We start from the raw sequence: 22,292 nt of genomic DNA on the forward strand, positions 1-22,292 counted from the left end.
AAAATGCTGGCGAGTGACAGAAAGCGGATCGGATCAGGCGGCGGAGCGGGGCTTTCGCCGGATCGATCGCTCCGATAATAATCAGCGCATGACAAAGCCTGCCAAATCGGAGGATATCGCGGCGCGCGTTCCTCCCGGCCAGACCGTGGTCGAAAATTTTCCGGTGCTCTCGTATGGACCGGCGCCGCGGCTCAATCTGACGACTTGGGATTTCAAGGTATTGGGACTGGTCGAGGAACCGATTCGCCTGTCTTACGAGGAGTTTCGCGCGCTGCCTCAATCGAAACAGGTTTCCGATTTTCATTGCGTCACGACCTGGTCGCGGCTCGATAACACGTGGGAAGGAGTGAGCGTCGCCGAGATCATGAAGCTGGTGAAGCTGCGCAAAGAGGCGCGCTTTGTGGTAATCCATTGCGACGGCGGCTACACGACCAATCTGCCGCTCAGTGAATTTCTCGACGACGACGTGATGCTGGCTCATCGCCACGACGGCGCCGATCTCGAGCTCGACCACGGCTTTCCGCTGCGGCTCGTCGTGCCGAAACTTTACGGCTGGAAGAGCGCCAAGTGGGTGCGCGGAATCGAGTTCGCAGATATCGACCGGCGCGGTTTCTGGGAAGTTCGCGGCTATCACAATCACGCGGACCCGTGGACCGAGGAGCGCTACTCGTTTCAAGAGGACCCCGAAGAATGACGGCGCGCGATTAACGGTCAAGCGGCTTGGGCTCGATCCTGAACCGTGAGGCGAGTCTGGCGCGGTTTCGCGGCGAGGAATTCGATCTGGCCGTGATCGGCGGCGGAATCAACGGCGCCGCCGTCGCGCGCGACGCGGCGATGCGCGGGCTCAGGGTCGCACTGCTCGAGCGCGGCGATTTCGCCGGCGCCACGTCGTCGCGATCGTCGAAGCTGATTCACGGCGGCTTCCGCTACCTGCCGCAGGGACAGTTCAAGCTGGTGTACTCGGCGCTGCGCGAGCGCGAGCGGCTGCGGCGGCATACGGCGCCGCATCTGGTGCATCCGATTCGATTTCTCTTTCCGGTCTATCGCGGGCGCGGCTTCGGCCGCTTCACGATGGCGCTCGGGCTCACGCTGTACGATCTCTTTGCGCGATCGCCGCGCGCGGAATGGCATTCGACTCTGAATGCGGCGAATGTCCGCGAACTCGAACCGGCGCTCAGCCGCGACGGACTGACGGGCGGTGCGATGTACTACGACGCGTGGGCCGACGACGCGCGCGTCACGTTCGAGAACGTGCTCGATGCGGACCTGCACGGCGCGGCGGCGGCGAACTACGCGGGCGTCGAGGGATTTGTCCGCGTCGGCGATCGAATCGCGGCGGCGAGCGTGCGCGATCTGATCGGCGGGGAATCGTATGAGCTCCGCGCGAAAAAATTTCTGAACGCGGCGGGACCGTGGGTCGATCAGGTCCGGCGGATGGACGATCCGTCGTCGCGCGACACGGTGCGGCTCACCAAGGGAGTGCATCTGGTGTTCGCGCGCACAATGCTGCCGGTGCGGGAATCGCTGGTGCTGGGCGACGAGAGCGGGCGAATCGTGTTCGTGATGCCGCACGATCGCTACGTGCTGGTCGGCACCACCGACACCGATTTCGGCGGCGACCCGGCGACGGTTGCGACCGAGCCGGTGGACGTCGAGTATCTGCTCGGCGTGCTCGCGGCGAGCCTGCCGGGGATCAAGCTGCGAGCGGCTGACGTCGTGTCGAGTTTTGCGGGACTGCGCTCGCTGGTGCTCGCGGGCGAGCAGGGTAAGCGGCCGTCGTCGGTGCCGCGCGAGGAAGTGATCGAGGTCAGCAAGGCGGGAATGATCAACGTCGCGGGGGGTAAGTTGACGACGCATCGCGAGATCGCGCAGAAGCTGGTCGATCTGGCGATGAAGGAACTTGGGCGGCCAATCGGACAGTGTCCGACGCTGACGGCGCCGCTGCCGGGGGCGAGAGCGCTTCGAGCTGATGAAAGATCGACGAGCGACGACGCGGCCATGAGGGATCTGCCCGGTGCGGCGCGTGAAATTCTGCGCACGCGGTACGGCACGCGCGCGGAGATCGTCGCGAGGATCGCGGCGGAGCGGCCGGATTTGGCGACGGCGCTCGCGCCCGGATGTCCCGTGATCAAGGCGGAAGTCGTGCACGCGGTTCGGAGCGAGATGATTCATTCAATTCAGGATTTCCTTATTCGGCGCACGTCGCTCTCGTGGCGATATCCGGTGGAGGCGGAGGCGGCGGCGCCGGCAGTGGCGAAATTGTTGGGATCGGAACTCGGCTGGGACGGCGCGCGCGAGAAAGCGGAACTCGCTAGCTTTGCGACCGAGCAGCGGGCGCGCCGCGTCGCGGTGTGATCGGATGGCCGCGCGTGAGCCGATCGCTGCGCTGAAGAATCGTGCGGCGCGAGTCTCGGCGGCGCTCGCGAAACTTTATCCGAACGCGCGCATCAGCCTCGATTTCGCGACGCCGTGGCAATGCCTCGCGGCGACGATCCTCTCGGCGCAATGCACCGACGAGCGGGTCAATCAGGTGACGCCGGCGTTGTTTCGCGAGTATCCCGACGCGCGCGCGATGGCGAATGCGGATCCCGAGCGAATCCAGAAGCTAATCGTGACGACCGGATTTTTTCGGCAGAAGACCAGGTCATTGATCGCAAGTGCGCGGGCGATCGTCGAGCGGCACGGCGGCGAGGCGCCGTCGGAGCTGGAAGACCTGGTGAAGCTACAGGGCGTCGGCCGCAAGACCGCGAACGTGATCCTGGGGCACGTTTACGGCAAGCCCGGGTTCGTGGTCGATACGCACGTGCGGCGGCTAACGAAGCGGCTGGGATTCACCCGTAGTACCGAGCCGTTCGAGATCGAGCGCGATCTGCAGGCGATCTTGCCGCCGCGGGATTGGACGCCATTCTCGATGCGGCTGATCCTGCACGGCCGGCAGGTTTGTCACGCGCGGGGACCGCGATGCGATGAATGTGTCGTTGCCGGAGACTGCCCGAAGATCGGCGTCGTAAATAAAGCCAGAGTCGCGAAAAAGCGGCCGCGACGGATCGACGCCGCTCAGTGATTGCTCGGAGCGGCGGCGCCCCATAGCTGGCGCAGGCGCTGATCGCGTCCGCAGTTAATTCGATACATCCCGTAGGCGATTTTGTGCGTCTTGCAGTACTGCTGATGGTAATCCTCGGCGGGGTAGAAGACCGTCGCCGGCGCGATCTGGGTTACGATTGCTTGCTTGAACGGCTTGGTCTTGTCGAGTTCCGCCTTCGATTCCTTGGCTTCGCGTTCCTGTTCCGGCCCGATGAAGAAAATCGCAGTGCGATACTGACTCCCCTCGTCGCAGAACTGCTGATCCTTCACGGTCGGATCGATGTTGTGCCAGAAGACATCGAGCAACTTCTTGTAAGAAATTTTGGCCGGATCGTACACCAGTTCCATCGCTTCGGCATGACCAGTCAGGCCGCTGCAAACCTCGTCGTAAGTGGGGTTCGGTTTTTTGCCGCCGATGTATCCGACTTTGGTCGAGATGACGCCGGGCAGCGAATCGAACGCCGGTTCCATGCACCAGAAGCATCCGCCGGCAAAGATTGCTTTGGAAAGGTGATCGCCGGTCGTATCGGCGCGCGCCTCGCCGCGTGAAGGTCTGGATACCACCCCGCCCAACAGCAGAAATCCCAGCAGTATCGATGATGGCACGATCATAATTCTATGCTGCTCCTAAAGTGCCACCTGTCAGCGCCGCGGCTCGATAGGCGTGTGCTCAATTTTTGGCGACGTTCACGACCTGAATTTCGGTGAAGCTGAGCAATCCCCACGGGCCGTTCTCGACGCCGATACCGGACCATTTTGCGCCGCCGAACGGCAGGTTGGGCGCGATCGCAAGATGCTGATTTACCCACGCCGAACCGCATTCGAGTTGCGCGGCAACTTCCGCGCCGCGGCTCGGGTCGCGCGACCATACAGATCCGCTGAGGCCATAGTGGGTCGCGTTGGCGCGGCGCAACACGTCGGCGACATCCTTATAAGGAATCACCGGCAGGGCGGGGCCGAACTGTTCCTCATCGACGAGCCTGACGCCGTCGGAAATTTCACCGACGATCGTCGGCGCGAAGAAATATCCTTCGCTGCCGATGCGCTCGCCGCCGGTGATAATGTGCGCGCCGTGCGCTCGCGCGTCTTCGACCAGTTCGGTCACGCGCTCGAACTGGGGGAGATTGTTGATCGGGCCAAGCTGGGTGCCGGCTTCGAGCCCGTCGCCGACTTTCACGCCGCGCGCCATCTCGGCGAGGATGTCCATCATCGGGGCGTACATTTCCTCGGGCACGTACACGCGCTTGATCGCGCTGCAAATCTGTCCCGAGTTTTCGAACGCGCCCCAGAAAATCTTGGGCGCGACTTCCTTCAGGTCGGCGTCGGCCAGCACGATCGCGGGATCGTTGCCTCCGAGTTCGAGCGTCACGCGCTTCAAATCCGGCGCGGCCGCAGCGGCGACCTTCTTGCCGGTCTCGACCGAGCCGGTAAAGGAGATTTTTCGCGGTACCGGATGACTCGTCATCATCGCGCCGAGCCCGTCGCCGCCGGAGACCACGTTGAGCACGCCGGGCGGAACGATATCGCGCAGAATCTCGCCGAGCATCAGAGTGCTCATCGGCGTGAACGGCGACGGCTTGAGCACGACGGTGTTGCCGGCCAGCAGCGCCGGCGCGATTTTCCACATCGCGAGCATCAGCGGGTAATTCCACGGCGTGATTGCAGCTACGACGCCGAGCGGCTTGCGGCGAACCTCGATGCGCCCGGCTTCATTGTCGAGCAGGACCTCGGCCGGGATGTCGAGGCTCGCGGTGTAACCGCACCACATCGCGGTGAGCATCACTTCCTGCGCGGCCTTGTCGAGCGGCTTGCCTTGTTCCATCGTGAGCGTGCGCGCGAGGCCTTCGGGCGGCTGCATCAGGGCGCCGGCGATATCGTTCAGCACTTTGCGGCGCGCGGCGAAATCGCGGCTCCAGGCGGGAAACGCGCGCTGCGCGGCGTCCATCGCGAGGTCGAGTTCGGCTTTCGAGCAATCGGGAACTTCGGCAAAGACCTGTCCAGTTGCGGGATTGATTACGCCGGTGGTGCTCGAGCCTTTCACGGCCTGGCCGTCGATCGTCATCGTATGTGTGGGCAACCTGCTTCTCCTGTCCGGGCCGAATAGCGGTTGATGCGCCGGTATCTGGTAAATGATTGCAGTAGCTTGCTAGTTGACGCGGTGCAAGCAGCGAGGCCGAGAGCCGTTTATGGATTGGAGTGCGATTTTTCTCACGTTCAAGCTTGCGCTGGTGGTGTGCGCATTACTGCTGCTGATCGGGATGCCGATCGCGTCGTGGCTCTGCTTCTCCGAGTGGCGTCACAAATATTTTGTCGAATCGATCGTGGCGCTGCCGCTGGTGTTGCCGCCGACCGTGCTGGGATTTTACGTGCTGGTGGCGCTGGGTTCGCAGAGTCCGCTCGGGCGCTGGTATCAATCGTTATCGGGCCACGCGCTGCCATTCACATTTGCTGGACTGGTGATCGCGTCGGTCATCTATAGCTTGCCGTTCGCGGTGCAGCCGATGACGGCGGCGTTCGCGCAGGTGGACGTCAATTTGATCAACGCGTCGGCGACGCTGGGCGCCTCGCGACTGCGCACCTTTGTGAGAATCGTGCTGCCGCTTTCGGTTACTGGCGTCGTCACCGGCGCGGTGCTCAGCTTCGCGCATACGCTGGGAGAGTTCGGCGTGGTGCTGATGGTCGGCGGCAATATCCCGGGCGTGACGCAGACGGTATCGATCGCGATTTACGATCGCGTGCAGGCGCTCGACTATGCCGGCGCGAATCGCATGGCGCTGCTGCTGATGGCGTTTTCCTTCGTCGCGCTGTCGATTACCTACGGGTTGAATCGGCGGACGTGGGTGGCCTGGCCGATTCCGCGCTAGCGCCGCGGCGCGAAAAAATTCTTAAGAGTTCGAAACCCCCACCGGTTTCGAGCTTCCTGGGGCGACGCGAAGCCGACTTCGGGCCGCAGGGCCGAATCGCACTAAGATTAAAGGATGCGCACTACGCGCTGTTAGTAGAGGATAAGAAAGATTGTTTCAGGGCGAATCTACCAACTAGCTAGCTCCAGTGGCGGCGCAATCAAACCAGGGAGGAATGCTTTCGATTCGAATCGCGAAGCGGTTGTCGAAGAGCTTTGCACTGGCGGCGGAGTTCGAAGCGCCGCCGGGATTCACGATGCTGCTCGGGCCGTCCGGCAGCGGCAAGACGACGCTGCTGAATTGTATCGCGGGATTGGCGCGTCCCGACGCGGGCACGATCGCGCTGAACGGTCGAGTGCTGTTCGATTCGTCGTCGCGCATCAATCTGCCGGTGCAGCAGCGTAAGCTCGGATACCTGTTTCAGAATCTCGCGCTGTTTCCTCATCTCACGATCGCAGAGAACGTCGAATACGGAATTTCGAAACTGCCGAATGCGGAGCGAATCGAGCGCGCGGCGGCGGCGCTTGAATCGTTTCGAATCGCGCATCTGACGGCGCGCAAGCCGCACGAAATTTCCGGCGGCGAACGACAGCGCGCGGCGCTCGCGCGGGCGTTGGTGACCAATCCCGCGATGCTGCTGCTCGACGAGCCGCTGCTCGCGCTCGACCTCGCGACCAAGGCGAAAATCGTCGATGATCTCCGCACGTGGAACGCCGAGCACGCGGTTCCGATCGTGTACGTCACGCATGCGCCGGAGGAGGCGTACGCGCTGGGCGAGCGAGTGGTAGTGCTCGACAATGGGCGCGTGGTCGCGCGCGGGCGCCCGAACGAAGTGCTGAAGGCGCCGCGCCACGAGACGGTCGCGCAGATCGTCGGGTTCGAGAACGTCTTCGACGCTACTGTGCAATCGACCTCGGAAACGCAGGGCACGATGCTCTGCCGGCTCGATCGGAGTAGCGCGGAGATCGACGTGCCGCTGGGCCATGCGGCGATTGGCGACCGCATCAGGATCGCGATTCGCGCAGGCGACATAATCGTAGCGACCGAGCCACCGACTCATCTGAGCGCGCGCAACAGGCTCGCGGCGCGAATCGTCGCGATACGGCGCGAGGGCTCGCGCGTGATCCTGACAATCGAGGCGGGCGTGGAATTCGAAGTCCACGTGACGCCGAGAGCGAGCGATGAACTGGAGCTGATCAACGGGCGGCAGGTCTGGCTGGTGATCAAGAGCTATTCATGTCATCTGGTCGCGCAAAGCGAGTGAGAGAATTCGTTTCGAGCGCGCAGATCGCGTGACGAGCGGCTATCGACTAGAGAAGGAAGAAAGAAGGCGGGAGCAATCGCGGACGCGCGGAGGGAACGACGATGCCGACTGAGATTCGACATTATATAGGTGGCCACGCGGTTGAAGGATCGAGCGGTCGCCGCGGCGAGGTGTTCAATCCGGCGACTGGCGAGGTTACCGGGCGAGTGGCGTTTGCGTCGAGCGACGAAGTGGATCGCGCGGTCGCCGCGGCGCGCGATGCGTTCCAATCGTGGTCGCAGGTGCCGGCGATACGGCGCGCGCGCGTGATGTTCAGTTTTCTGCGCTTGCTCGAGCGCGATCTGAAAAAGATCGCAGTCGCGATCACCGCCGAGCATGGCAAGACGATTCCCGACGCGGAGGGCGAAGTGCAGCGCGGAATCGAGGTGGTCGAGTTCGCCTGCGGAATTCCCGCGATGCTCAAGGGCGAGTTCTCGGACAACGTTAGCGCCGGACTGGATACGCATTCGCTTCGGCAACCGCTCGGCGTGGTCGCGGGAATCACGCCATTCAATTTTCCCGCAATGGTGCCGATGTGGATGTTTCCGATCGCGATCGCGTGCGGTAACACTTTCGTGCTGAAGCCGTCGGAGCGCGATCCGTCGGCGTCGATGATGCTCGCCGAATTGCTGCGAGAAGCAGGCCTGCCTGACGGCGTGTTCAACGTCGTGCACGGCGACAAGGACGCAGTCGAGGCGATACTGGCGCATCCGGAGGTTGCGGCGGTGAGTTCCGTCGGCTCGACGGCGGTTGCGGAACATATCTTCAGGACTGCGTCGGCGCACGGCAAACGAGTGCAGGCGCTCGGCGGCGCGAAGAATCACATGGTGGTGATGCCCGACGCCGACGTTGGCGACGCGGTGGACGCGACGATCGGGGCGGCATACGGCGCGGCGGGCGAGCGCTGCATGGCGGTGTCGGTGGTGGTCGCGGTCGGCGACGCGACGGCGGACGCGCTGGTCGAGCGATTGTCGCCGCGTGTGCGGGCGCTGAAGATCGGGCCCGGCATGCAGGCGGGCGTCGAGATGGGGCCGCTGGTCACGGGGCAGCATCGCGAGCGCGTGCGCGGATATATCGATTTGGGCGTCGAGGAAGGCGCGCAGTTGGTCGTGGACGGCCGCGGCGTGCGCGTGCCGGGTCACGAGCGCGGATTTTTCATCGGCGGCACGTTGTTCGATCGAGTGCAGCCGTCGATGCGAATCTACCAGGAAGAAATTTTCGGGCCGGTGCTCGCGATCGTGCGAGTCCCCGATTTCGAGTCGGCGATCGATTTGGTCGATCGCCACGAATACGGCAACGGCGCGGCGATTTTCACGCGCGACGGCGGTGCGGCGCGCGAGTTCGCGGCGCGGGTGAAGATCGGGATGGTCGGAGTCAACGTGCCGATTCCGGTGCCGATAGCGTTTCACGCGTTCGGCGGATGGAAACGATCTCTGTTTGGCGATCGTAATGTTTACGGTACCGAAGGCGTGCAATTTTACACCCGGCTCAAGACGGTGACCTCGCGCTGGCCTGAGCCGCGGGCGGGCGAGGGCGCGCAATTCGATTTTCCGCGAGTTCGCAAATAGATGAGTTTGCGCTTCCAATGATGTTTGAACGTCGCGAGCGGCGTGTAATAATTGCGCTTCAATCTCGTCATCAGAGCGTAACGTGAGCGGTGCGAATCCGAATCGAGAACATAACGGCGGACGCCAAGGAATTGGAGTTTGCCGAATCCGAGCAGGAAATTAACCGGATCCTTGGGCAGGGACCGATCCGCGAGTACCAGGTCGAGGGACCGATCGCGGTGTCGGTGTCATTCTATCGCGCCGGCACGGAGTTGTTTTTCGAGGGCAGCCTGAAATCGAAGACCGGCGCGATCTGTGCGCGCTGCGCCGAGGAATTCGATTCCAGCACTGACCGGCCGTTTCGGTTCGTGCTGTCGCCCAAGTCGATCGGCTACGATTCGGACAATCTTCGCGCTGAGGATTTGGAGTTCTCGCTATACGAAGGCGAAGAAGTCGATCTGGGGCCGCTGATTCGCGAGCAGGTTCTGCTGGCGTTGCCGACGCGTCCGCTATGCCGCGAAGATTGCAGCGGGCTTTGTCCGCAATGCGGCGTAAATCTGAATCACGCCGAATGCGGCTGTCGCATCGAAAAGTTCGATCCTCGACTGGATGCGTTGCGGTCGCTTAAACTGCGGCGCTCCTGATAAGCTCTACCTCAAAGTTAGGAAGTAATTCGTCATGCAAGCACCCAAACGCCGTACCTCGCATCGAAAGAAGAACATGCGCCGCGCGCATGACGCGCTGACCGCAGTCAATCCCGGCACTTGCTCGTCGTGCGGGGAGCCCGTGATGCCGCATCGCGTCTGCCGCCATTGCGGTTCGTATCGCGGCCGCCAGTTGGCCGAAATCAAGGAATAGGCGCAGCGGAGCACGGTTGTGAAAATCGCGCTAGACGCGATGGGGGGTGATCTCGCCCCCAAGGCCACGGTGGAAGGCGCCGTGCTCGCCGCGCGCGACTTCGGGATCGAAGTTGTGCTGGTCGGCGATCGCGAGATCCTGGCCAAGGACCTCGCGGAGCACGACGCGTCGCGCCTGCCGATCCGGATCGAGCACGCGCCCGAAGTAATCCTGATGGACGATGCGCCGCTCGATGCGGTTCTGTCAAAGCAGCACTCTTCAATTCACGTCGGGCTCGAGCTCGTGAAACGGGGCGAGGCCGATGCGTTCGTCAGCGCCGGCAACTCAGGCGCCGTGATGACCGCCTCGATGATGATCCTGGGCAATCTGAATTTCGTCGATCGGCCCGCGATCGCGTCATTGGTGCCAACGCGCGAAGGCGAAGCGCTGCTGATCGACGCCGGCGCCAACACCGAGGTCAAGCCGATCAACCTGCTCCAGTTTGCCGTGATGGGCAGCGTGTACTGGCGTCACGTGCGCAACGTCTCGCGGCCGCGAGTCGGGATTTTGAGCAACGGCGAGGAGGCCTCGAAGGGAACCGAACTGACGCGTGCGGCGGCGGCGATGCTCGAGCAGGTGCCGACCTACGTCAATTACATCGGATACGTCGAGGGACGCGACATCAACGGCGCGAAGGCCGATATCATCGTGACGGACGGCTTCAACGGCAACGTCGCGCTCAAGACGATGGAAGGGTTCGCGTCGTTCATGCTGGGAAATCTGCGCGAACTGTTCGGCACGAATTGGCGCACGCGCCTTGCGTATTTGCTGGTGCGGAAAAATCTCACCGCGATGCGCGAGCGGCTCGATCCCAACGAATACGGCGGCGCGCCGCTGCTCGGAATCAGCGGAGTCTCGATAATTGCGCATGGATCGTCGAATCCGCGCGCGATACGAAGTGCGCTCAGGGCTGCGTCGAACGAGCATCTGGTGAATCACGTGAACGCCGAGATTCTGGAAATTCTCGGCAAGATTCAGCCCGCCGCGGGCACTGCGAAACCGCCGGCCGGGAAGGGCATCCGCGCGCTGTTCTCGAAGATGCGCGAACGGTTGCATCGCAAGGACCGCGAGGAAGGCGCGCGCAAGGACGAGTCGCATACTGGCGGCGAAGTTCCGCATGAGGCGCCGCTCGAGCGCGAAGAAATTCACGCCGAGGCCGACGCGTCGGGAATCGATGCGGGCAGGAAGGAATCGACCAAGACTGGATCGCTCAAGGCCGAATCGCACGCGGACGGCGCCGCGGTAATCACCCCGATTGACGCGTCTGCACCGGCGGTGACGAATGGCGCCACAGCGGGCGTCGAGAAAAATCATACGCCCGCCGATGCGCATCCGGCGGAATCGGGCGCAGATCGCGGCGTCGAGCATCCGAATCCGAAAGACCATCAATGATCGCGCGGTTGACGGAACTCGGCCGGATGACATGTTTTATTGCAATCGGACATTTCGCCGCACCGGCTGGGCTTGAGTCGGGGGATCTCAGATGAAGCTGGCGTTTCTATTCCCGGGGCAAGGTTCGCAGCGCGTGGGGATGGGTGCGGAACTCGCGAGCAACTTTGACGTCGCGCGGCGGACCTTCGCGGAGGCGGACGAGGCGCTCGGGTTTTCGATCTCCAAACTTTGCTTCGAGGGACCGGAGGAAGAACTTCGGCTCACCGCCAACACGCAACCGGCGATCGTGACGACGTCGATCGCGGCGCTGCGCGTCTATGAGAAGGAAATCGGTATCGCGCCGGAGATGGCGGCGGGCCACAGTCTCGGCGAATACAGCGCGCTGGTCGCGGCGGGTGCGATTAAATTTTCGGACGCGGTGCGCGCGGTGCGCGAGCGCGGACGCCTGATGCAGGAGGCGGTGCCGGCCGGCAACGGCGCGATGGCGGCGCTAATCGGCCTCGAGTTGCATCAGGTCGAGGAAATCTGCCGCGAGGTCAGCATCGCGGATCAGATCGCTGTGCCAGCCAATCTTAACGCACCGGGCCAGGTCGTGATCGCCGGACATGCGGGGCCGGTGCGAAAGGCGCTCGAAATCGCGAAAGAGCGCGGCGCCTCGATGTCGGTCGAATTGAAGGTCAGCGCACCGTTTCATTGCGCGCTGATGCAGCCGGCGCGCGACGGTATGGCGCCGGTGCTCAAAGCGATCAAGGTTGGCAACTTCAGATTCGGCGTGATCGCAAATGTAACCGCGGAGATGAATCGCGATCCGGCGCGGGTGGTGCCGCTGTTGCTCGAGCAGATTGCCGCGCCCGTCAGATGGGAGGAATCGATGGGTATAATCGCGCAGAGCGCGATGACCGACGCGATCGAGTTCGGCTGCGGGCGGGTCCTGATGGGCCTGATGCGCCGGATGTATCGGACGATTCGGGTGCGCCCGCTCGAGGATCTCGCATCGTTGAAGACGGCCGCTGATAGCGTCGCCGGCGGAAAGGGCTGAGCCTCGCTTGCCAGTGCGCCTTTAACTGCTTAAGCTCGACTGATAATTTAACGCCCGAGAATCCCCTTCCCGTATTGTCGCGAAATGTGCATTCGCGGAGTATTCGCGGTGCGGGAACTATAATGTAGATTGATCGCGGCTCAACACTGCCGCGCTGCCCCAGGAGGAACGAGAGCAGGATGGCGCAAGACATCGCAACCAAGGTTCGCGAGAAAATCAGCGAGCAGCTCGGAGTAGCCGCCGACGAAGTTACCCCGGAGGCCTCCTTTATCGAAGACCTCGGCGCGGATTCGCTCGATATCGTCGAGCTGGTAATGGCGCTCGAAGAGGAATTCAACATCGAGATTTCCGACGAAGACGCCGAAAAAATCCGCACCGTGAAGGACGTCGTCTCCTATATCGAGGCTCACAAGAGCTGAAGCCGTTCGCCTCAATACTCGTTCGCGACAAATTATTTCGACGGCGGTTGCAGGCCGCCGTTTCCGCATCGCCCGACGCCGCGCTTGATTGCGCGCCGGCGCGTCTGCGCGATCGGAACTGCGCGGCGGAGAGCTAGCGCTCATGCGATGCCCATTTTGCCGTAATCGCGGAAATCGCGTGGTCGATTCGAGGATGTCGAGCGACGGCGTGATGATTCGGCGCCGGCGGATGTGCACCTCGTGCAAGCGCCGCTTCACGACCTACGAACGGGTCGAGGAAGCGACGCCGATGGTGGTCAAGAAAGACGGGCGGCGCGAGCCATTCGAGCGATCGAAAATAATCGCGGGGCTCAAGCGCGCCTGCGAGAAGCGCCCGGTCTCGATGGAAATGATCGATTCAATTGCGAGCACGATCGAAAGCTCGATGGCGGAGCAGGGCGATCGCGAGGTCCAAAGCAGTGCGATCGGATTGGCAGTGATGAACGAGTTGCACAAAATCGATCAGGTCGCGTACGTCCGCTTCGCGTCAGTGTATCGCTCGTTCAAGGATATCGACGAGTTCATGCACGAGCTTGAAGACCTGATCAAAGAGCGCAAACAACCGGCGCATCCGCGCGCCGCCGACAAGAAAGGCGACCCACAATCCTGACCGTGAAAACGCGCGGCGCGGACGAGACCGATCGGCGCTTCATGCGCGAGGCGCTCGCGCAGGCGGAAAGCATGCTGGGCATGACCTCGCCGAATCCCACCGTCGGATGCGTGCTCGTGCGCGCCGGCAAGGTGGTCGGGCGCGGCGTGACCTCGGCGGGCGGGCGGCCGCATGGCGAGACGAATGCGCTCGCGCAAGCGGGTTCGCGCGCGCGCGGCGCGACTGCGTATGTATCGCTCGAGCCGTGCGCGCATCACGGTCAGACTCCGCCGTGCGCGGATGCGATCGTCGAGGCGGGCATCGCGCGGGTGGTGATCGGATGCGGCGATCCTGATCCGCGCGTGCACGGACGCGGGATCGCGATTCTGAAACGCGCAGGGATCCGCGTCACGAGCGACGTTCTGCGCGATGAAGCGGCGCGCATCAACGAAGGATTTTTTGCGCGCATCGCTCGCGGCCGTCCGCTGGGAATCCTCAAGCTCGCGATGTCGCTCGACGGCCGAATCGCGGCTGAGGGCGGCGATTCGCGCTGGATCAGCACGGAGGAATCGCGCGCGATGGTTCATAGATGGCGGCGCGAGTGCGACGCGGTGATGGTCGGCGCGGGCACTGTTGCCGCGGACGACCCGCGCCTGACGTGCAGAATTGAGGGCGGACGCGATCCGGTGCGAGTCGTCGTCGATGCGAATTTGCGGACGCCGGCTGACGCAAAAGTATATCGCCAGCGCTCGACTGCGCCCGCGATCATCGCTACGACGCAGGCAAACCTGGCGTTCGCGAAAAAGAAATACGAACGCCGCGGGGTCGAGGCGATCGCGATCGCGGACCATGGCGGTGAAATCGCGCTCGATCGATTGATGCAGGAGTTCGGCGGGCGAGGATGGTCGCGCGTGCTGATCGAAGGCGGCGCGCGTCTCGCGGCGTCGGCGCTCAGAGCGGATGTTGTGGATCGGGTCGCATTTTTCGTCGCGCCGAAAATTATGGGCGCGGGCCTTCCGGCGATCGACGGGATGCATCTTACGAGAATCCGCGACGCGATTCAGTTGAGCGAATTGTCCGCGCGCCCGGTCGGCGTCGATTGGCTGTTCGAAGGCAAGGTCGTGCCGGCAAAGCGGCGACGAAAATGATGCCTGCGGCGAAGCATCGGGCCTTCATGCCTGCTGGTTAGCTTCGCAGACTGGTGGTAAGATTTTCAGCGGATTCGAAATCGATGGCAGCATCCTCACCAGAAGAAATTTTTGCGGCTCTTCGCGATGGCAAGATGGTCGTGATGATCGCCGAAGAGCGCGACGACGTCGAAGGCGACGTCGTGATGGCGGCTGAGAAAATCACGCCCGACCAGATCAACTTTATGGCGCGCGAGGCGCGCGGAATCGTCTCGGTCGCGATTATCGACAAGCGCTTCCGCGAGTTGGGCATCACGCTGGCGCCTTCGACCGACAACGGCAATTCGATCGAGCAGGCCGGCTCGCTGATCGATGCGCGCGAGGGCGCGACCACGGGCATTTCGGCGGGCGATCGCTCGCGGCTGATCAGCGTGGTGGCGGACGAAAAGTCCGGCCCCGAAGATATCGTGATGCCCGGCCATGTGCTGCCGCTTATGGCGTTATCGGGCGGCGTGATGATGCGGATGGGACGCGCGGAGGGCGCGGTCGATCTGATGCGCGCGGCGGGGATGGCGCCGGTCGCGGCGCTATGCACGCTGCTCCGCGAGGACGGCGAAGCGGCGCGGCTGATCGAGCTGAAGGAATTTGCGGCGAAGCACTCGATGCCGATCGCGCATATCAAGAACCTCGTTTCGTACCGCCTGACCAACGAAGTGCTGGTGCGGCGCGTCGCCGAGCAGCGATTTCCGATCGCGGGCGGCGTGCTGCAGGCGGTGGTGTTCAGGAACACGGTCGACGGCCGCGAGCATCTGGCGCTGATCAAGGGCAACGTCGGCGGCGGTCGCAACGCGCTGGTGCGGCTTCATTCGGAATGCCTGACGGGCGACGTGTTCGCGTCGTCACGATGCGACTGCGGCGATCAACTGCAGGAATCGCTCAATCGAATCATGGCGGCGGACTGCGGCGTCGTGATTTATCTTCATCAGGAAGGCCGCGGGATTGGACTCGGGAACAAGATTCGCGCCTACGCGTTGCAGGACGAGGGGATGGACACGGTCGAGGCGAATCTTCACCTGGGGTTCGACGAGGATTTGCGCGACTATGGAATCGGGGCGCAGATTCTGCGCGATTTGGGCGTCGGCGAAGTGCAATTGCTGACCAACAATCCGCACAAGATCGAGAGCCTCCGCCGTTATGGAGTGAACGTCGCGCGGGTTCCGATCGAGGTCACGCCGCACGCCGGCAATATCGGCTACCTGCGCACCAAGAAGGAAAAACTCGGCCATCTTTTCTCGGAACTGAAACTGATCACCTGAAACCTTAAGGTCGCGCCGCGCCGCGATTGCGCCGACGCGCTGGATTGACGTTTTCATTATGGGCTTAAGACATCTCGGGCGTGAGCTTGCGCTCAAGGCGCTCTATCGAGTCGATATTTGCGGCGGCGCCAGCAACGACGACCTCGTGCTGTTCTTCGAAACTTTTCCCGCCGAAGACAGCGCGCGAAGATTTGCCGTCCAGTTGCTCGAGGGAGTCCGCCGCGAACAGGACGTGCTCGACAAGCATCTGGCGGGCGCGCTCGAGCATTGGTCGATAAAGCGGCTCTCGCGAGTCGATCATAATGTGCTGCGAATGGCGCTCTACGAACTGCTGTTCATGCCGGATATCCCGGCGCGCGTGACGATGGACGAGGCAATCGAGCTGGCGAAACAGTACGGCGATATCGAATCGGGACGCTTCGTCAACGGCGTGCTCGACGAAATCGCAGGACGACTCGGACTCAGGCAAAAACTCGATGACCGGATTGCATCGACGCCTGAGTAAAGCGCTGGCGGTAGGCGCGCTGGCGCTCACGAGCGCCGCGGGCTGCGGCTATCACTTCGCGAGTTCCGGCGACGCGCTGCCGCCGGCGTCGGAAACCATCTACGTCAAGCGCTTCGAAAATCACACGCGCTCGACCGGCCTGAATGATGAGCTGGATCGATATATCAAGGACGAGATCGCGATGCACAAGCGGCTCAAGGTGGTGGACGATCCCGCGAATGCCGATCTCGAACTGACCGGCGATATCAAGTACACCAACGCGGTGCCGTCTAACTTCAACTCGGCGATCGAGCCGACGCTCTACAACAACAGCCTCGCGATATCGGTGGCGCTGCAGGACGTGCACAGCAAGAAAATGATCTGGAGCGCGCGCAACGTCGGCAACAGCCAGCATACGCCGGTGGTCGCCCAGACGGTCGTCACCACTACCCCGACTTTTCTGCAGCAGAATTTGCGCGGCGGCGACGTCGCGCAGATGACGGATATCGAGACGGCGCATTCGATGACCTTCGCGTCGCGCGACACGATGATGCAAAAAGTCGCGCAGAATCTTTATGCAGAAATGGCCGAGGGCTTTTAGCGCGCGCCGGGCCGCGATCGATGCCGCTTGAAAACGCGCTCGCGTACCTGCGCGCCGCCGCTTCAGGCCGGCGTATCCCGCCGGTCGCGGTAATCTTCGGCCCGCACGCGTTTCTGAGAGAGTTCATCCTCGACTCGATCGTGCGCGCGATCGTCGCCGACGGCTGCAAGTATCGCGGCTTCCAGATTGGCGCGGGCGACGATTACGGCGCGCTGCTGAATGAATTGCGCGCGCCCGACCTGTTCGCGCCGACGCTCGCGATCGCGTGCCGCGTGCTTCGGTCGCGCCGCGATCGCGCCGACGATGCCGACCCAGGTGATTCGCGCAGGCCGGGAAACGGCGCCGGAGAGCCGGCGCTGATCGAGGCGCTCGAGGATTTTCGCGGCCCGGGGCATCTGGTGCTGCTTTACGAGCGCGACAACGCGCCCGCCAAGGTCCGGCGCGCGGTCGAGAAGTCGGCCCTGATGGTCAATTGTATGCGGCCCTTCGACAACCAGATCGATCAATACGTGCTCGCGTTCGCCGCGTCGCTCGGCCTCAAGTTGTCGCCGGCGGCGACTGACATGCTGATTTCGCGCCACGGCGGCGATATCGCGGCGATCGCCAACGCGCTGTCGAAGGTGACGATCTTCACGGAGCCGGGCAAGCCGGTGCAGCCGGGCGACCTCGACGAGCCGGGCGCGAGGCGGATGCCCGAGCAGTTCGAACTGGCAGAAAGCCTGGCGAACGGACGAACGTCTGCGACGCTTGCGCAACTCGGGCGCGCGTTTTCGCTCGGCCGCGACGGTTTCGAGATCCTGGCGGTCGAGATCATCCCGGTGATGCGCCGCATGATGATCGCGGCGGCACTGCTTGGTTCGGGCGGAAACAGCGGCAGCGTCGCGGCGGCGCTCGGGATGCCTCCGCAGAGCGGGATGGTGACGCGCGCGATCGAGGGTGCGCGACGCTTCGGGCTCCGGCGCCTGGAGCGAGCCTACTGGCGGGCGTGCGCGATGGACGCGGGCTTCAAGAACGGCCTGATGAAGGAGCGCGAGCAGGCGCTCGCCGGGCTGCTGCTCGATCTGATGTCGCGCCCCGAGTAGTCGCCGCGGCAATTACTGCGGGCGGCTGGGAGGTTGCGGCTGCTGGAGGCGGACCTGCTGCACCATGTTCGCGATCTCGCGGCTCAGGTCGCCGGTATCACGGCTCAGAGCGGCGACAGCTTCGGTCGTATCGCCAGGCTTCGACGGCTGTGAGAAGTTCGATTCGGCGGTGTAAAGAATCTTGCTGCCGTCGCCGTTGCGAATCGTCCATTTGGCGCTCAATTGTGCACTGCCCTGCACGTCGGTCTCGAAGCGATAAACTTCGACCTGCACCTGCAGATCGATCAGCGTGGTCGCGTACCACGGGAACACGACTATCTGCTGAGTGCCGAGGTGCGCGGCGAGATCGCGCGCGAGCACCCGCGCGAAATTTTTTTCGAGCGATTCACCCCATCGATCGTTCTTCGAAAACTCGAGCCGGTTTTCCGCCGCGCGGATCACTACCTCGTTGCGATCGAGATAGGCCGGCAGCTTGACGGGGCCGAGTCCGAGGGTCAGCCCGCCGCTCGAACCTGGCGAGGATGGCGGCGCCGGTGCGGCTGAAGCCGGCGTCAGTACATAGAATTTAGGCGGCTCGGGGCGCGGTCCGAAAATCAAGCTGGCGCATCCGAAGGCCGCGACTCCCGAGAGGCAAATCGCGCAGAAGTAGAGGAGCCGGATCTTCGAGGTCATCGTCACTCCTGACTCGAGTCGCGCCCGCGCAGCAGCGCGTTGGGGTTGAGTTTGATGTAGTCAGCGAGTTCCTTGATCGAGTGCGCCGCCGCCGACACGTCCTGCAGCGTTTGCAGCGCCTGATAGTTGAGCGGCGAGCCCGGCTGGATCGTCGTATTCACGGTGCCGAGCGTGACGCGCGCCTGCTGCACCGCGAGATCGGTTGAGTCCGAAGTTTTTTGCAGGCTGGTCGATAGCGGCCCGACACGAGTATCGACATTGTCAAACGTCTGGCGCACCGAACCCATGGTTTGGCCAAGTTGTGCGCGGGTGTTTTCGAGGTTTGATACAGCGACCTTGAGCTGCGGTGTCGTCATTATCTGCTTGATCGAATCGAGTGTCGCGCTGGCATCGGAGAACACAGCGTTGAAATCCACTTTGTCGAGTTTTTCGACGATGCGAATCGCGACCGCCTGCACCTGCTCGAGCGCGTTGGGTATCGACGGGATTTCCTGCAGTGGAGCGCCGGGTGGCGAGATCATTTTGATCGGGGTCTCCGGTTCGATATCGAGCGCGACGTAAAGCAACCCCGTGACGAAACTGTCCATCCCGAGTTGCGCGCGCATCCCCTCCTTGATCAGGTTGGGAATCGTGTGCGGATCGCTCAAATCGATCGTATTGCCGCCGTGGCTCAGAATCTTCTCCTCATCGAGCGCGATTATCACCGGGATTCGAACGTCGGCGGAGATTTGCCCGCTCTGCCGATTCACCGCCTGATCGAGCCGCAGCCGAATCTGCGAAACCTGTCCGATTTCGACGCCCTTGAACTTGACCGCCGCGCCGACGCGAAGACCGTTGACGTCGCCGGCGAAGTAGATGACAAACTCATGGGTAGCGCGGAACAGCCGTCCGGAGCCGAACACCGCGAGCGCTCCGACCACCAGGCCCAAAGCTCCCAGCACGAACATCCCGACGGTCGCGGGATTAACTCTCTTGCCCATGATTCCTCGCTGAACTTTCCGGCTTCTCGCCCTCGCCGCCGCGCGTAAGGAAAGTCTGCACGCGAGGGTCGGTCGAATGAGCGAGCAGTTCTCTGGGATTGCCGGTCGCGATCATCGTGCGGCTTTCCGCGTCGAGAAAGGCGCCGTTATTTGCTATTGCGAAAATGCTGGGCAACTCGTGGGTCACGACGACTACGGTGGCGCCCAGATTATCTCGAAGCTCGAGGATCAGGTCGTCGAGCAGGCGGGAACTGATCGGATCCAAACCGGCGGACGGTTCGTCGAAAAATAGAATTTCCGGGTCGAGCGCAATCGCGCGCGCGAGTCCGGCCCGCTTCTGCATCCCGCCGCTGATCTGGCTCGGATAGTAATCCTCGAAGCCCTTGAGCCCGACCAGCGCCAGCTTGAGCGCCGCCACCTCGCGAATCTCGTCCGGGTTCAGGTCCGTAAACTGGCCGAGCGGCAAGCCCACGTTCTCCGCCAGCGTCATCGAACTCCAGAGCGCGCCGCCCTGGTACAGCACGCCGAAGCGCCGGAGTTCGGCTTCGCGCTCGGCCGGCTGGGCTTTGGTGAAATTGAAATCGCGGTAGAGGACTTCGCCCTTGGCCGGCTCGAGCAGTCCGAGCATGTGGCGCAGCAAGGTGCTTTTGCCGCATCCGCTGCCGCCCATGATGACGAAGATGTCGTGCGGATTGACCTTGAAATTGAGATCCTTCATCACGACAAAAGTGCCGAATGCCATGGTCAGATTGCGCACCGTTATAGTCGGCGTCTGATCCTTGGCGTCGGTTGCGGTTGCGGTCGGCGTTGTCGCTGGTGTGGTCATCTAGGCGAGGGTTCTCGTGAATGGATTTCAGCTCAGATGCCCAGGATGTTGAAGAGGAAAGCGAAGATTCCGCAGGCCACGGTCACATAGACGATACTGGTGACCACCGCGGTCGTGGCGGCGTCGCCGACTGCCGACGAACTGTTGCCGCATTGAAATCCGCGCAGGCATCCCGCGACCGCGATGATTATCCCGTAAACAGTGCACTTGAAGATGCCGCCGAAGATGAAAGTCAGCGTCACCGCGTGAACCGTTTCGGTGAAATAAGACCTGAACCCGATGTGCAGCATGGTCGCACTGACGACGGCACCGCCGAGGATTCCGACGCAGTCCGCATAAATGCACAGCAGCGGCATCATGAGGAAAAGCGCAGTCACGCGGGGCAGCACCAGGAATTCCAGCGGTGAGATGCCCATCGTCGTCAGCGCGTCGATTTCCTGCGTCACTTTCATCGAGCCGATTTGTGCGGCGAAGGCGGCGCCGGTGCGGCCCGACATGACGACCGCCGTCATCACGCCGCCCATGTCCCGGGTCATCGCGATGCCGACCAGGTCGGCGAGGAAAGAAGCCGCGCCGAATTGTTGCAACTGAACTGCGCCCATGAAGGCCAGGATGATGCCGACGAGGAAGCTAATCAGGGTGACGATCCCAAAGGCATTGGCGCCGCAATCCTGGAGTATCACCATCAGATCGACCCGGCGAAAACGCGCCTTGCCGACCGCGAGCTTGCCGAATGCGATCGCGACTTGCCCGAGAAAAACCAGGAATTCGTCGAGTGATTGCGCGAATGAAATCGTCGATTTGCCGAGCGTCTCGATAAACGTGCTGTGCTCGCGCTCGTGGCGCGCGCCGGTTTTCTCCGGCACCGTCTCGGCGAGCTTGATCAGCTTCTCGACGCCGTCGGGCAGGCCGTCGAAATCCAGCTCGATCTTGCTTTTTTTGCAGAGGTCAGCGACCCCCATCAGGAAAGTCAGCAGACCGGAATCCCATCCTTCGAGCTTGCCGGCTTCAAACGCCACTTTTTTGGGCTTGGGCGCCGTCTCGAGCTGGCGGACGACGAGCGTATGCGAAGGCATCCCGCTCCGCAGATGCCAATCGCCCGCGACGCTCACGACCAGGGTGGAAGGGTCGGGGCGTGCGAAGGACAACTCGGCTGGTTTGATGGAATGTTCCTGCGCTTGCATTAGCGATGCTCAATAGAGCATGGGCATAAGGGGTAGCACAATTTCTTGGGCCGGCAATTCCAAATGAAGTCGATGGCGGTTGAGCAGCCCGCGCCGATCGAATCGAATCCGCTGGTGGCGGTCGAAGTCGAGATTCCGGAGCCGGGGAACGGCGAAATTCGGGTCAAGATCAGGACCTGCGGAGTCTGCCGGACGGACCTGCACGTCGCGGAGGGCGACCTGCCACCGCGCCATCCGCGAATCATCCCGGGGCACGAGGTCGTCGGCATTGTCGATAAGCGAGGCGTCGGCGCGTCGCGATTCGAGCAGGGCGAACGCGTCGGAATCGCGTGGCTGCGCGAGACGTGTGGCGTCTGCGTCTATTGCCGCCGCGGGCGGGAGAATCTATGCCTGAGCGCTCGCTTCAGTGGCTACGATCACGACGGCGGATACGCCGAGTACGCGATCGTGCGCGAAGATTTCTCGTATCGAATCCCCGATTCGATCGGCGATGAAGAAGCGGCGCCGCTGCTGTGCGCGGGAATCATCGGCTATCGGGCAATCAAGCGGGCCGAAATCAAGCCGGGCGCGACGGTCGGACTCTACGGCTTCGGCGGCTCGGCGCATCTGGCGATGCAGGTGCTGAAGCACTGGGGATGCCGCGTGTTCGTGATGAGTCGCGGCGGGGCGCATCAGGGGCTCGCTCGCGAATTGGGCGCCGAATGGATCGGCAAGGCGGACGAACGGCCGCCCGCGCCGCTCGACGCGGCGATATTGTTCGCACCGGCGGGCGAGTTGGTGTTGCCGGCGCTCGAGGCGCTCGATCGCG

Annotated in this window: 24 protein-coding genes; 18 read left to right on the forward strand and 6 right to left on the reverse strand. The window is 62.8% G+C overall.

Going from position 1 to position 22,292, the window contains the following annotated elements; translation table 11 throughout:
* Positions 1 to 88 precede the first annotated feature (88 nt).
* From Q7S58_RS00830 to nth, 3 genes are read left to right on the forward strand one after another with little or no spacing between them, the layout of a single operon-like run.
* The gene (locus Q7S58_RS00830; protein WP_304819817.1) at positions 89 to 694 is read left to right on the forward strand and encodes a sulfite oxidase-like oxidoreductase; all 606 of its coding nucleotides are present in this window, start codon (positions 89 to 91) and stop codon (positions 692 to 694) included.
* 26 nt (positions 695 to 720) lie between these two features.
* Positions 721 to 2,355, forward strand: a complete 1,635-nt coding sequence (locus Q7S58_RS00835) for a glycerol-3-phosphate dehydrogenase/oxidase (protein ID WP_304819818.1) — start codon at positions 721 to 723, stop codon at positions 2,353 to 2,355.
* 4 nt (positions 2,356 to 2,359) lie between these two features.
* Positions 2,360 to 3,064, forward strand: a complete 705-nt coding sequence (gene nth, locus Q7S58_RS00840) for an endonuclease III (protein ID WP_304819820.1) — start codon at positions 2,360 to 2,362, stop codon at positions 3,062 to 3,064.
* Here the strand turns inward: nth and msrA are convergent.
* Together msrA and Q7S58_RS00850 are read right to left on the reverse strand one after the other, a co-directional pair.
* Positions 3,058 to 3,696, reverse strand: a complete 639-nt coding sequence (msrA, locus tag Q7S58_RS00845) for a peptide-methionine (S)-S-oxide reductase MsrA (protein WP_304819822.1) — start codon at positions 3,694 to 3,696, stop codon at positions 3,058 to 3,060. The two genes, nth and msrA, sit on opposite strands and share 7 nt — an antisense overlap.
* 58 nt (positions 3,697 to 3,754) lie before the next feature.
* Positions 3,755 to 5,161: an aldehyde dehydrogenase family protein gene (locus Q7S58_RS00850; protein WP_304819824.1), complete on the reverse strand. Its 1,407-nt coding sequence runs from the start codon at positions 5,159 to 5,161 to the stop codon at positions 3,755 to 3,757.
* A gap of 109 nt (positions 5,162 to 5,270) precedes the next feature.
* Here Q7S58_RS00850 and modB point away from each other — a divergent pair, with 109 nt between their 5' ends.
* The 14 genes from modB to holA all read left to right on the forward strand — a co-directional run bounded on the left by modB (position 5,271) and on the right by holA (position 17,822).
* Positions 5,271 to 5,948: a molybdate ABC transporter permease subunit gene (gene modB / locus Q7S58_RS00855; protein ID WP_304819826.1), complete on the forward strand. Its 678-nt coding sequence runs from the start codon at positions 5,271 to 5,273 to the stop codon at positions 5,946 to 5,948.
* A 214-nt stretch (positions 5,949 to 6,162) separates the two neighbouring features.
* Entirely contained in the window at positions 6,163 to 7,251 is a 1,089-nt protein-coding gene (modC, locus tag Q7S58_RS00860; RefSeq protein WP_304819828.1) for a molybdenum ABC transporter ATP-binding protein, read from the forward strand.
* Positions 7,252 to 7,352: 101 nt separating this feature from the next.
* A complete protein-coding gene (locus Q7S58_RS00865; protein WP_304819830.1) occupies positions 7,353 to 8,858 on the forward strand; it encodes a CoA-acylating methylmalonate-semialdehyde dehydrogenase in 1,506 nt (501 codons plus the stop codon).
* Between the two features lie 89 nt (positions 8,859 to 8,947).
* Positions 8,948 to 9,481 carry a DUF177 domain-containing protein gene (locus tag Q7S58_RS00870; protein ID WP_304819832.1) on the forward strand — a complete coding sequence of 178 codons (534 nt, stop codon included), beginning with the start codon at positions 8,948 to 8,950 and terminating at the stop codon, positions 9,479 to 9,481.
* 34 nt (positions 9,482 to 9,515) lie between these two features.
* Entirely contained in the window at positions 9,516 to 9,695 is a 180-nt protein-coding gene (gene rpmF, locus Q7S58_RS00875; protein ID WP_304819834.1) for a 50S ribosomal protein L32, read from the forward strand.
* An 18-nt stretch (positions 9,696 to 9,713) separates the two neighbouring features.
* Positions 9,714 to 11,126 carry a phosphate acyltransferase PlsX gene (plsX, locus tag Q7S58_RS00880; protein WP_304819836.1) on the forward strand — a complete coding sequence of 471 codons (1,413 nt, stop codon included), beginning with the start codon at positions 9,714 to 9,716 and terminating at the stop codon, positions 11,124 to 11,126.
* A gap of 91 nt (positions 11,127 to 11,217) precedes the next feature.
* On the forward strand, positions 11,218 to 12,165 hold the full coding sequence (fabD, locus tag Q7S58_RS00885; protein ID WP_304819837.1) for an ACP S-malonyltransferase: 948 nt from the start codon (positions 11,218 to 11,220) through the stop codon (positions 12,163 to 12,165).
* A 179-nt stretch (positions 12,166 to 12,344) separates the two neighbouring features.
* Positions 12,345 to 12,584, forward strand: a complete 240-nt coding sequence (gene acpP / locus Q7S58_RS00890; protein WP_304819839.1) for an acyl carrier protein — start codon at positions 12,345 to 12,347, stop codon at positions 12,582 to 12,584.
* A 142-nt stretch (positions 12,585 to 12,726) separates the two neighbouring features.
* The gene (nrdR, locus tag Q7S58_RS00895; protein ID WP_304819840.1) at positions 12,727 to 13,233 is read left to right on the forward strand and encodes a transcriptional regulator NrdR; all 507 of its coding nucleotides are present in this window, start codon (positions 12,727 to 12,729) and stop codon (positions 13,231 to 13,233) included.
* Positions 13,234 to 13,235: 2 nt separating this feature from the next.
* Complete coding sequence (gene ribD / locus Q7S58_RS00900) at positions 13,236 to 14,360, forward strand: bifunctional diaminohydroxyphosphoribosylaminopyrimidine deaminase/5-amino-6-(5-phosphoribosylamino)uracil reductase RibD (protein WP_304819841.1); 1,125 nt, start codon at positions 13,236 to 13,238, stop codon at positions 14,358 to 14,360.
* 83 nt (positions 14,361 to 14,443) lie between these two features.
* Complete coding sequence (gene ribA / locus Q7S58_RS00905) at positions 14,444 to 15,655, forward strand: GTP cyclohydrolase II (protein WP_304819842.1); 1,212 nt, start codon at positions 14,444 to 14,446, stop codon at positions 15,653 to 15,655.
* A 58-nt stretch (positions 15,656 to 15,713) separates the two neighbouring features.
* Positions 15,714 to 16,160 carry a transcription antitermination factor NusB gene (nusB, locus tag Q7S58_RS00910; RefSeq protein WP_304819843.1) on the forward strand — a complete coding sequence of 149 codons (447 nt, stop codon included), beginning with the start codon at positions 15,714 to 15,716 and terminating at the stop codon, positions 16,158 to 16,160.
* On the forward strand, positions 16,132 to 16,740 hold the full coding sequence (locus Q7S58_RS00915; RefSeq protein ID WP_304819845.1) for an LPS assembly lipoprotein LptE: 609 nt from the start codon (positions 16,132 to 16,134) through the stop codon (positions 16,738 to 16,740). The genes nusB and Q7S58_RS00915 overlap by 29 nt, the downstream gene beginning before the upstream one ends.
* Positions 16,741 to 16,760: 20 nt before the next feature.
* Positions 16,761 to 17,822 carry a DNA polymerase III subunit delta gene (holA, locus tag Q7S58_RS00920; protein WP_304819847.1) on the forward strand — a complete coding sequence of 354 codons (1,062 nt, stop codon included), beginning with the start codon at positions 16,761 to 16,763 and terminating at the stop codon, positions 17,820 to 17,822.
* A 12-nt stretch (positions 17,823 to 17,834) separates the two neighbouring features.
* Here the strand turns inward: holA and Q7S58_RS00925 are convergent, their stop codons facing one another.
* The 4 genes from Q7S58_RS00925 to Q7S58_RS00940 are packed head-to-tail and all read right to left on the reverse strand — an operon-like array spanning position 17,835 to position 21,484.
* Complete coding sequence (locus tag Q7S58_RS00925) at positions 17,835 to 18,494, reverse strand: membrane integrity-associated transporter subunit PqiC (protein ID WP_304819848.1); 660 nt, start codon at positions 18,492 to 18,494, stop codon at positions 17,835 to 17,837.
* A gap of 2 nt (positions 18,495 to 18,496) precedes the next feature.
* Complete coding sequence (locus tag Q7S58_RS00930) at positions 18,497 to 19,474, reverse strand: MlaD family protein (RefSeq protein ID WP_304819850.1); 978 nt, start codon at positions 19,472 to 19,474, stop codon at positions 18,497 to 18,499.
* Positions 19,458 to 20,300, reverse strand: coding sequence for an ABC transporter ATP-binding protein (locus Q7S58_RS00935; RefSeq protein ID WP_304819852.1), 843 nt, complete (start codon positions 20,298 to 20,300; stop codon positions 19,458 to 19,460). The genes Q7S58_RS00930 and Q7S58_RS00935 overlap by 17 nt, the downstream gene beginning before the upstream one ends.
* A 32-nt stretch (positions 20,301 to 20,332) precedes the next feature.
* Positions 20,333 to 21,484, reverse strand: coding sequence for an ABC transporter permease (locus Q7S58_RS00940; RefSeq protein ID WP_304819854.1), 1,152 nt, complete (start codon positions 21,482 to 21,484; stop codon positions 20,333 to 20,335).
* Between the two features lie 63 nt (positions 21,485 to 21,547).
* Here Q7S58_RS00940 and Q7S58_RS00945 point away from each other — a divergent pair.
* Positions 21,548 to 22,292: zinc-binding alcohol dehydrogenase family protein (locus Q7S58_RS00945; RefSeq protein ID WP_304819856.1), on the forward strand; the 745-nt coding region annotated here is incomplete at its 3' end.

The sequence above is a fragment of the Candidatus Binatus sp. genome (assembly GCF_030646925.1).
Classification (GTDB): Bacteria; Desulfobacterota; Binatia; order Binatales; family Binataceae; genus Binatus.

Excerpts from the sequence above, each read along its gene's own strand:
- Q7S58_RS00930 (WP_304819850.1), bottom strand. The coding sequence starts at position 19,474 with ATGGGCAAGAGAGTTAATCCCGCGACCGTCGGGATGTTCGTGCTGGGA.
- nusB (WP_304819843.1), top strand. The coding sequence starts at position 15,714 with ATGGGCTTAAGACATCTCGGGCGTGAGCTTGCGCTCAAGGCGCTCTAT.
- Q7S58_RS00925 (WP_304819848.1), bottom strand. The coding sequence starts at position 18,494 with ATGACCTCGAAGATCCGGCTCCTCTACTTCTGCGCGATTTGCCTCTCG.
- Q7S58_RS00915 (WP_304819845.1), top strand. The coding sequence starts at position 16,132 with ATGACCGGATTGCATCGACGCCTGAGTAAAGCGCTGGCGGTAGGCGCG.
- Q7S58_RS00935 (WP_304819852.1), bottom strand. The coding sequence starts at position 20,300 with ATGACCACACCAGCGACAACGCCGACCGCAACCGCAACCGACGCCAAG.
- fabD (WP_304819837.1), top strand. The coding sequence starts at position 11,218 with ATGAAGCTGGCGTTTCTATTCCCGGGGCAAGGTTCGCAGCGCGTGGGG.
- nrdR (WP_304819840.1), top strand. The coding sequence starts at position 12,727 with ATGCGATGCCCATTTTGCCGTAATCGCGGAAATCGCGTGGTCGATTCG.
- modC (WP_304819828.1), top strand. The coding sequence starts at position 6,163 with ATGCTTTCGATTCGAATCGCGAAGCGGTTGTCGAAGAGCTTTGCACTG.
- modB (WP_304819826.1), top strand. The coding sequence starts at position 5,271 with ATGGATTGGAGTGCGATTTTTCTCACGTTCAAGCTTGCGCTGGTGGTG.
- Q7S58_RS00940 (WP_304819854.1), bottom strand. The coding sequence starts at position 21,484 with ATGCAAGCGCAGGAACATTCCATCAAACCAGCCGAGTTGTCCTTCGCA.
- rpmF (WP_304819834.1), top strand. The coding sequence starts at position 9,516 with ATGCAAGCACCCAAACGCCGTACCTCGCATCGAAAGAAGAACATGCGC.
- Q7S58_RS00830 (WP_304819817.1), top strand. The coding sequence starts at position 89 with ATGACAAAGCCTGCCAAATCGGAGGATATCGCGGCGCGCGTTCCTCCC.
- acpP (WP_304819839.1), top strand. The coding sequence starts at position 12,345 with ATGGCGCAAGACATCGCAACCAAGGTTCGCGAGAAAATCAGCGAGCAG.
- Q7S58_RS00865 (WP_304819830.1), top strand. The coding sequence starts at position 7,353 with ATGCCGACTGAGATTCGACATTATATAGGTGGCCACGCGGTTGAAGGA.
- nth (WP_304819820.1), top strand. The coding sequence starts at position 2,360 with ATGGCCGCGCGTGAGCCGATCGCTGCGCTGAAGAATCGTGCGGCGCGA.
- ribA (WP_304819842.1), top strand. The coding sequence starts at position 14,444 with ATGGCAGCATCCTCACCAGAAGAAATTTTTGCGGCTCTTCGCGATGGC.
- msrA (WP_304819822.1), bottom strand. The coding sequence starts at position 3,696 with ATGATCGTGCCATCATCGATACTGCTGGGATTTCTGCTGTTGGGCGGG.
- holA (WP_304819847.1), top strand. The coding sequence starts at position 16,761 with ATGCCGCTTGAAAACGCGCTCGCGTACCTGCGCGCCGCCGCTTCAGGC.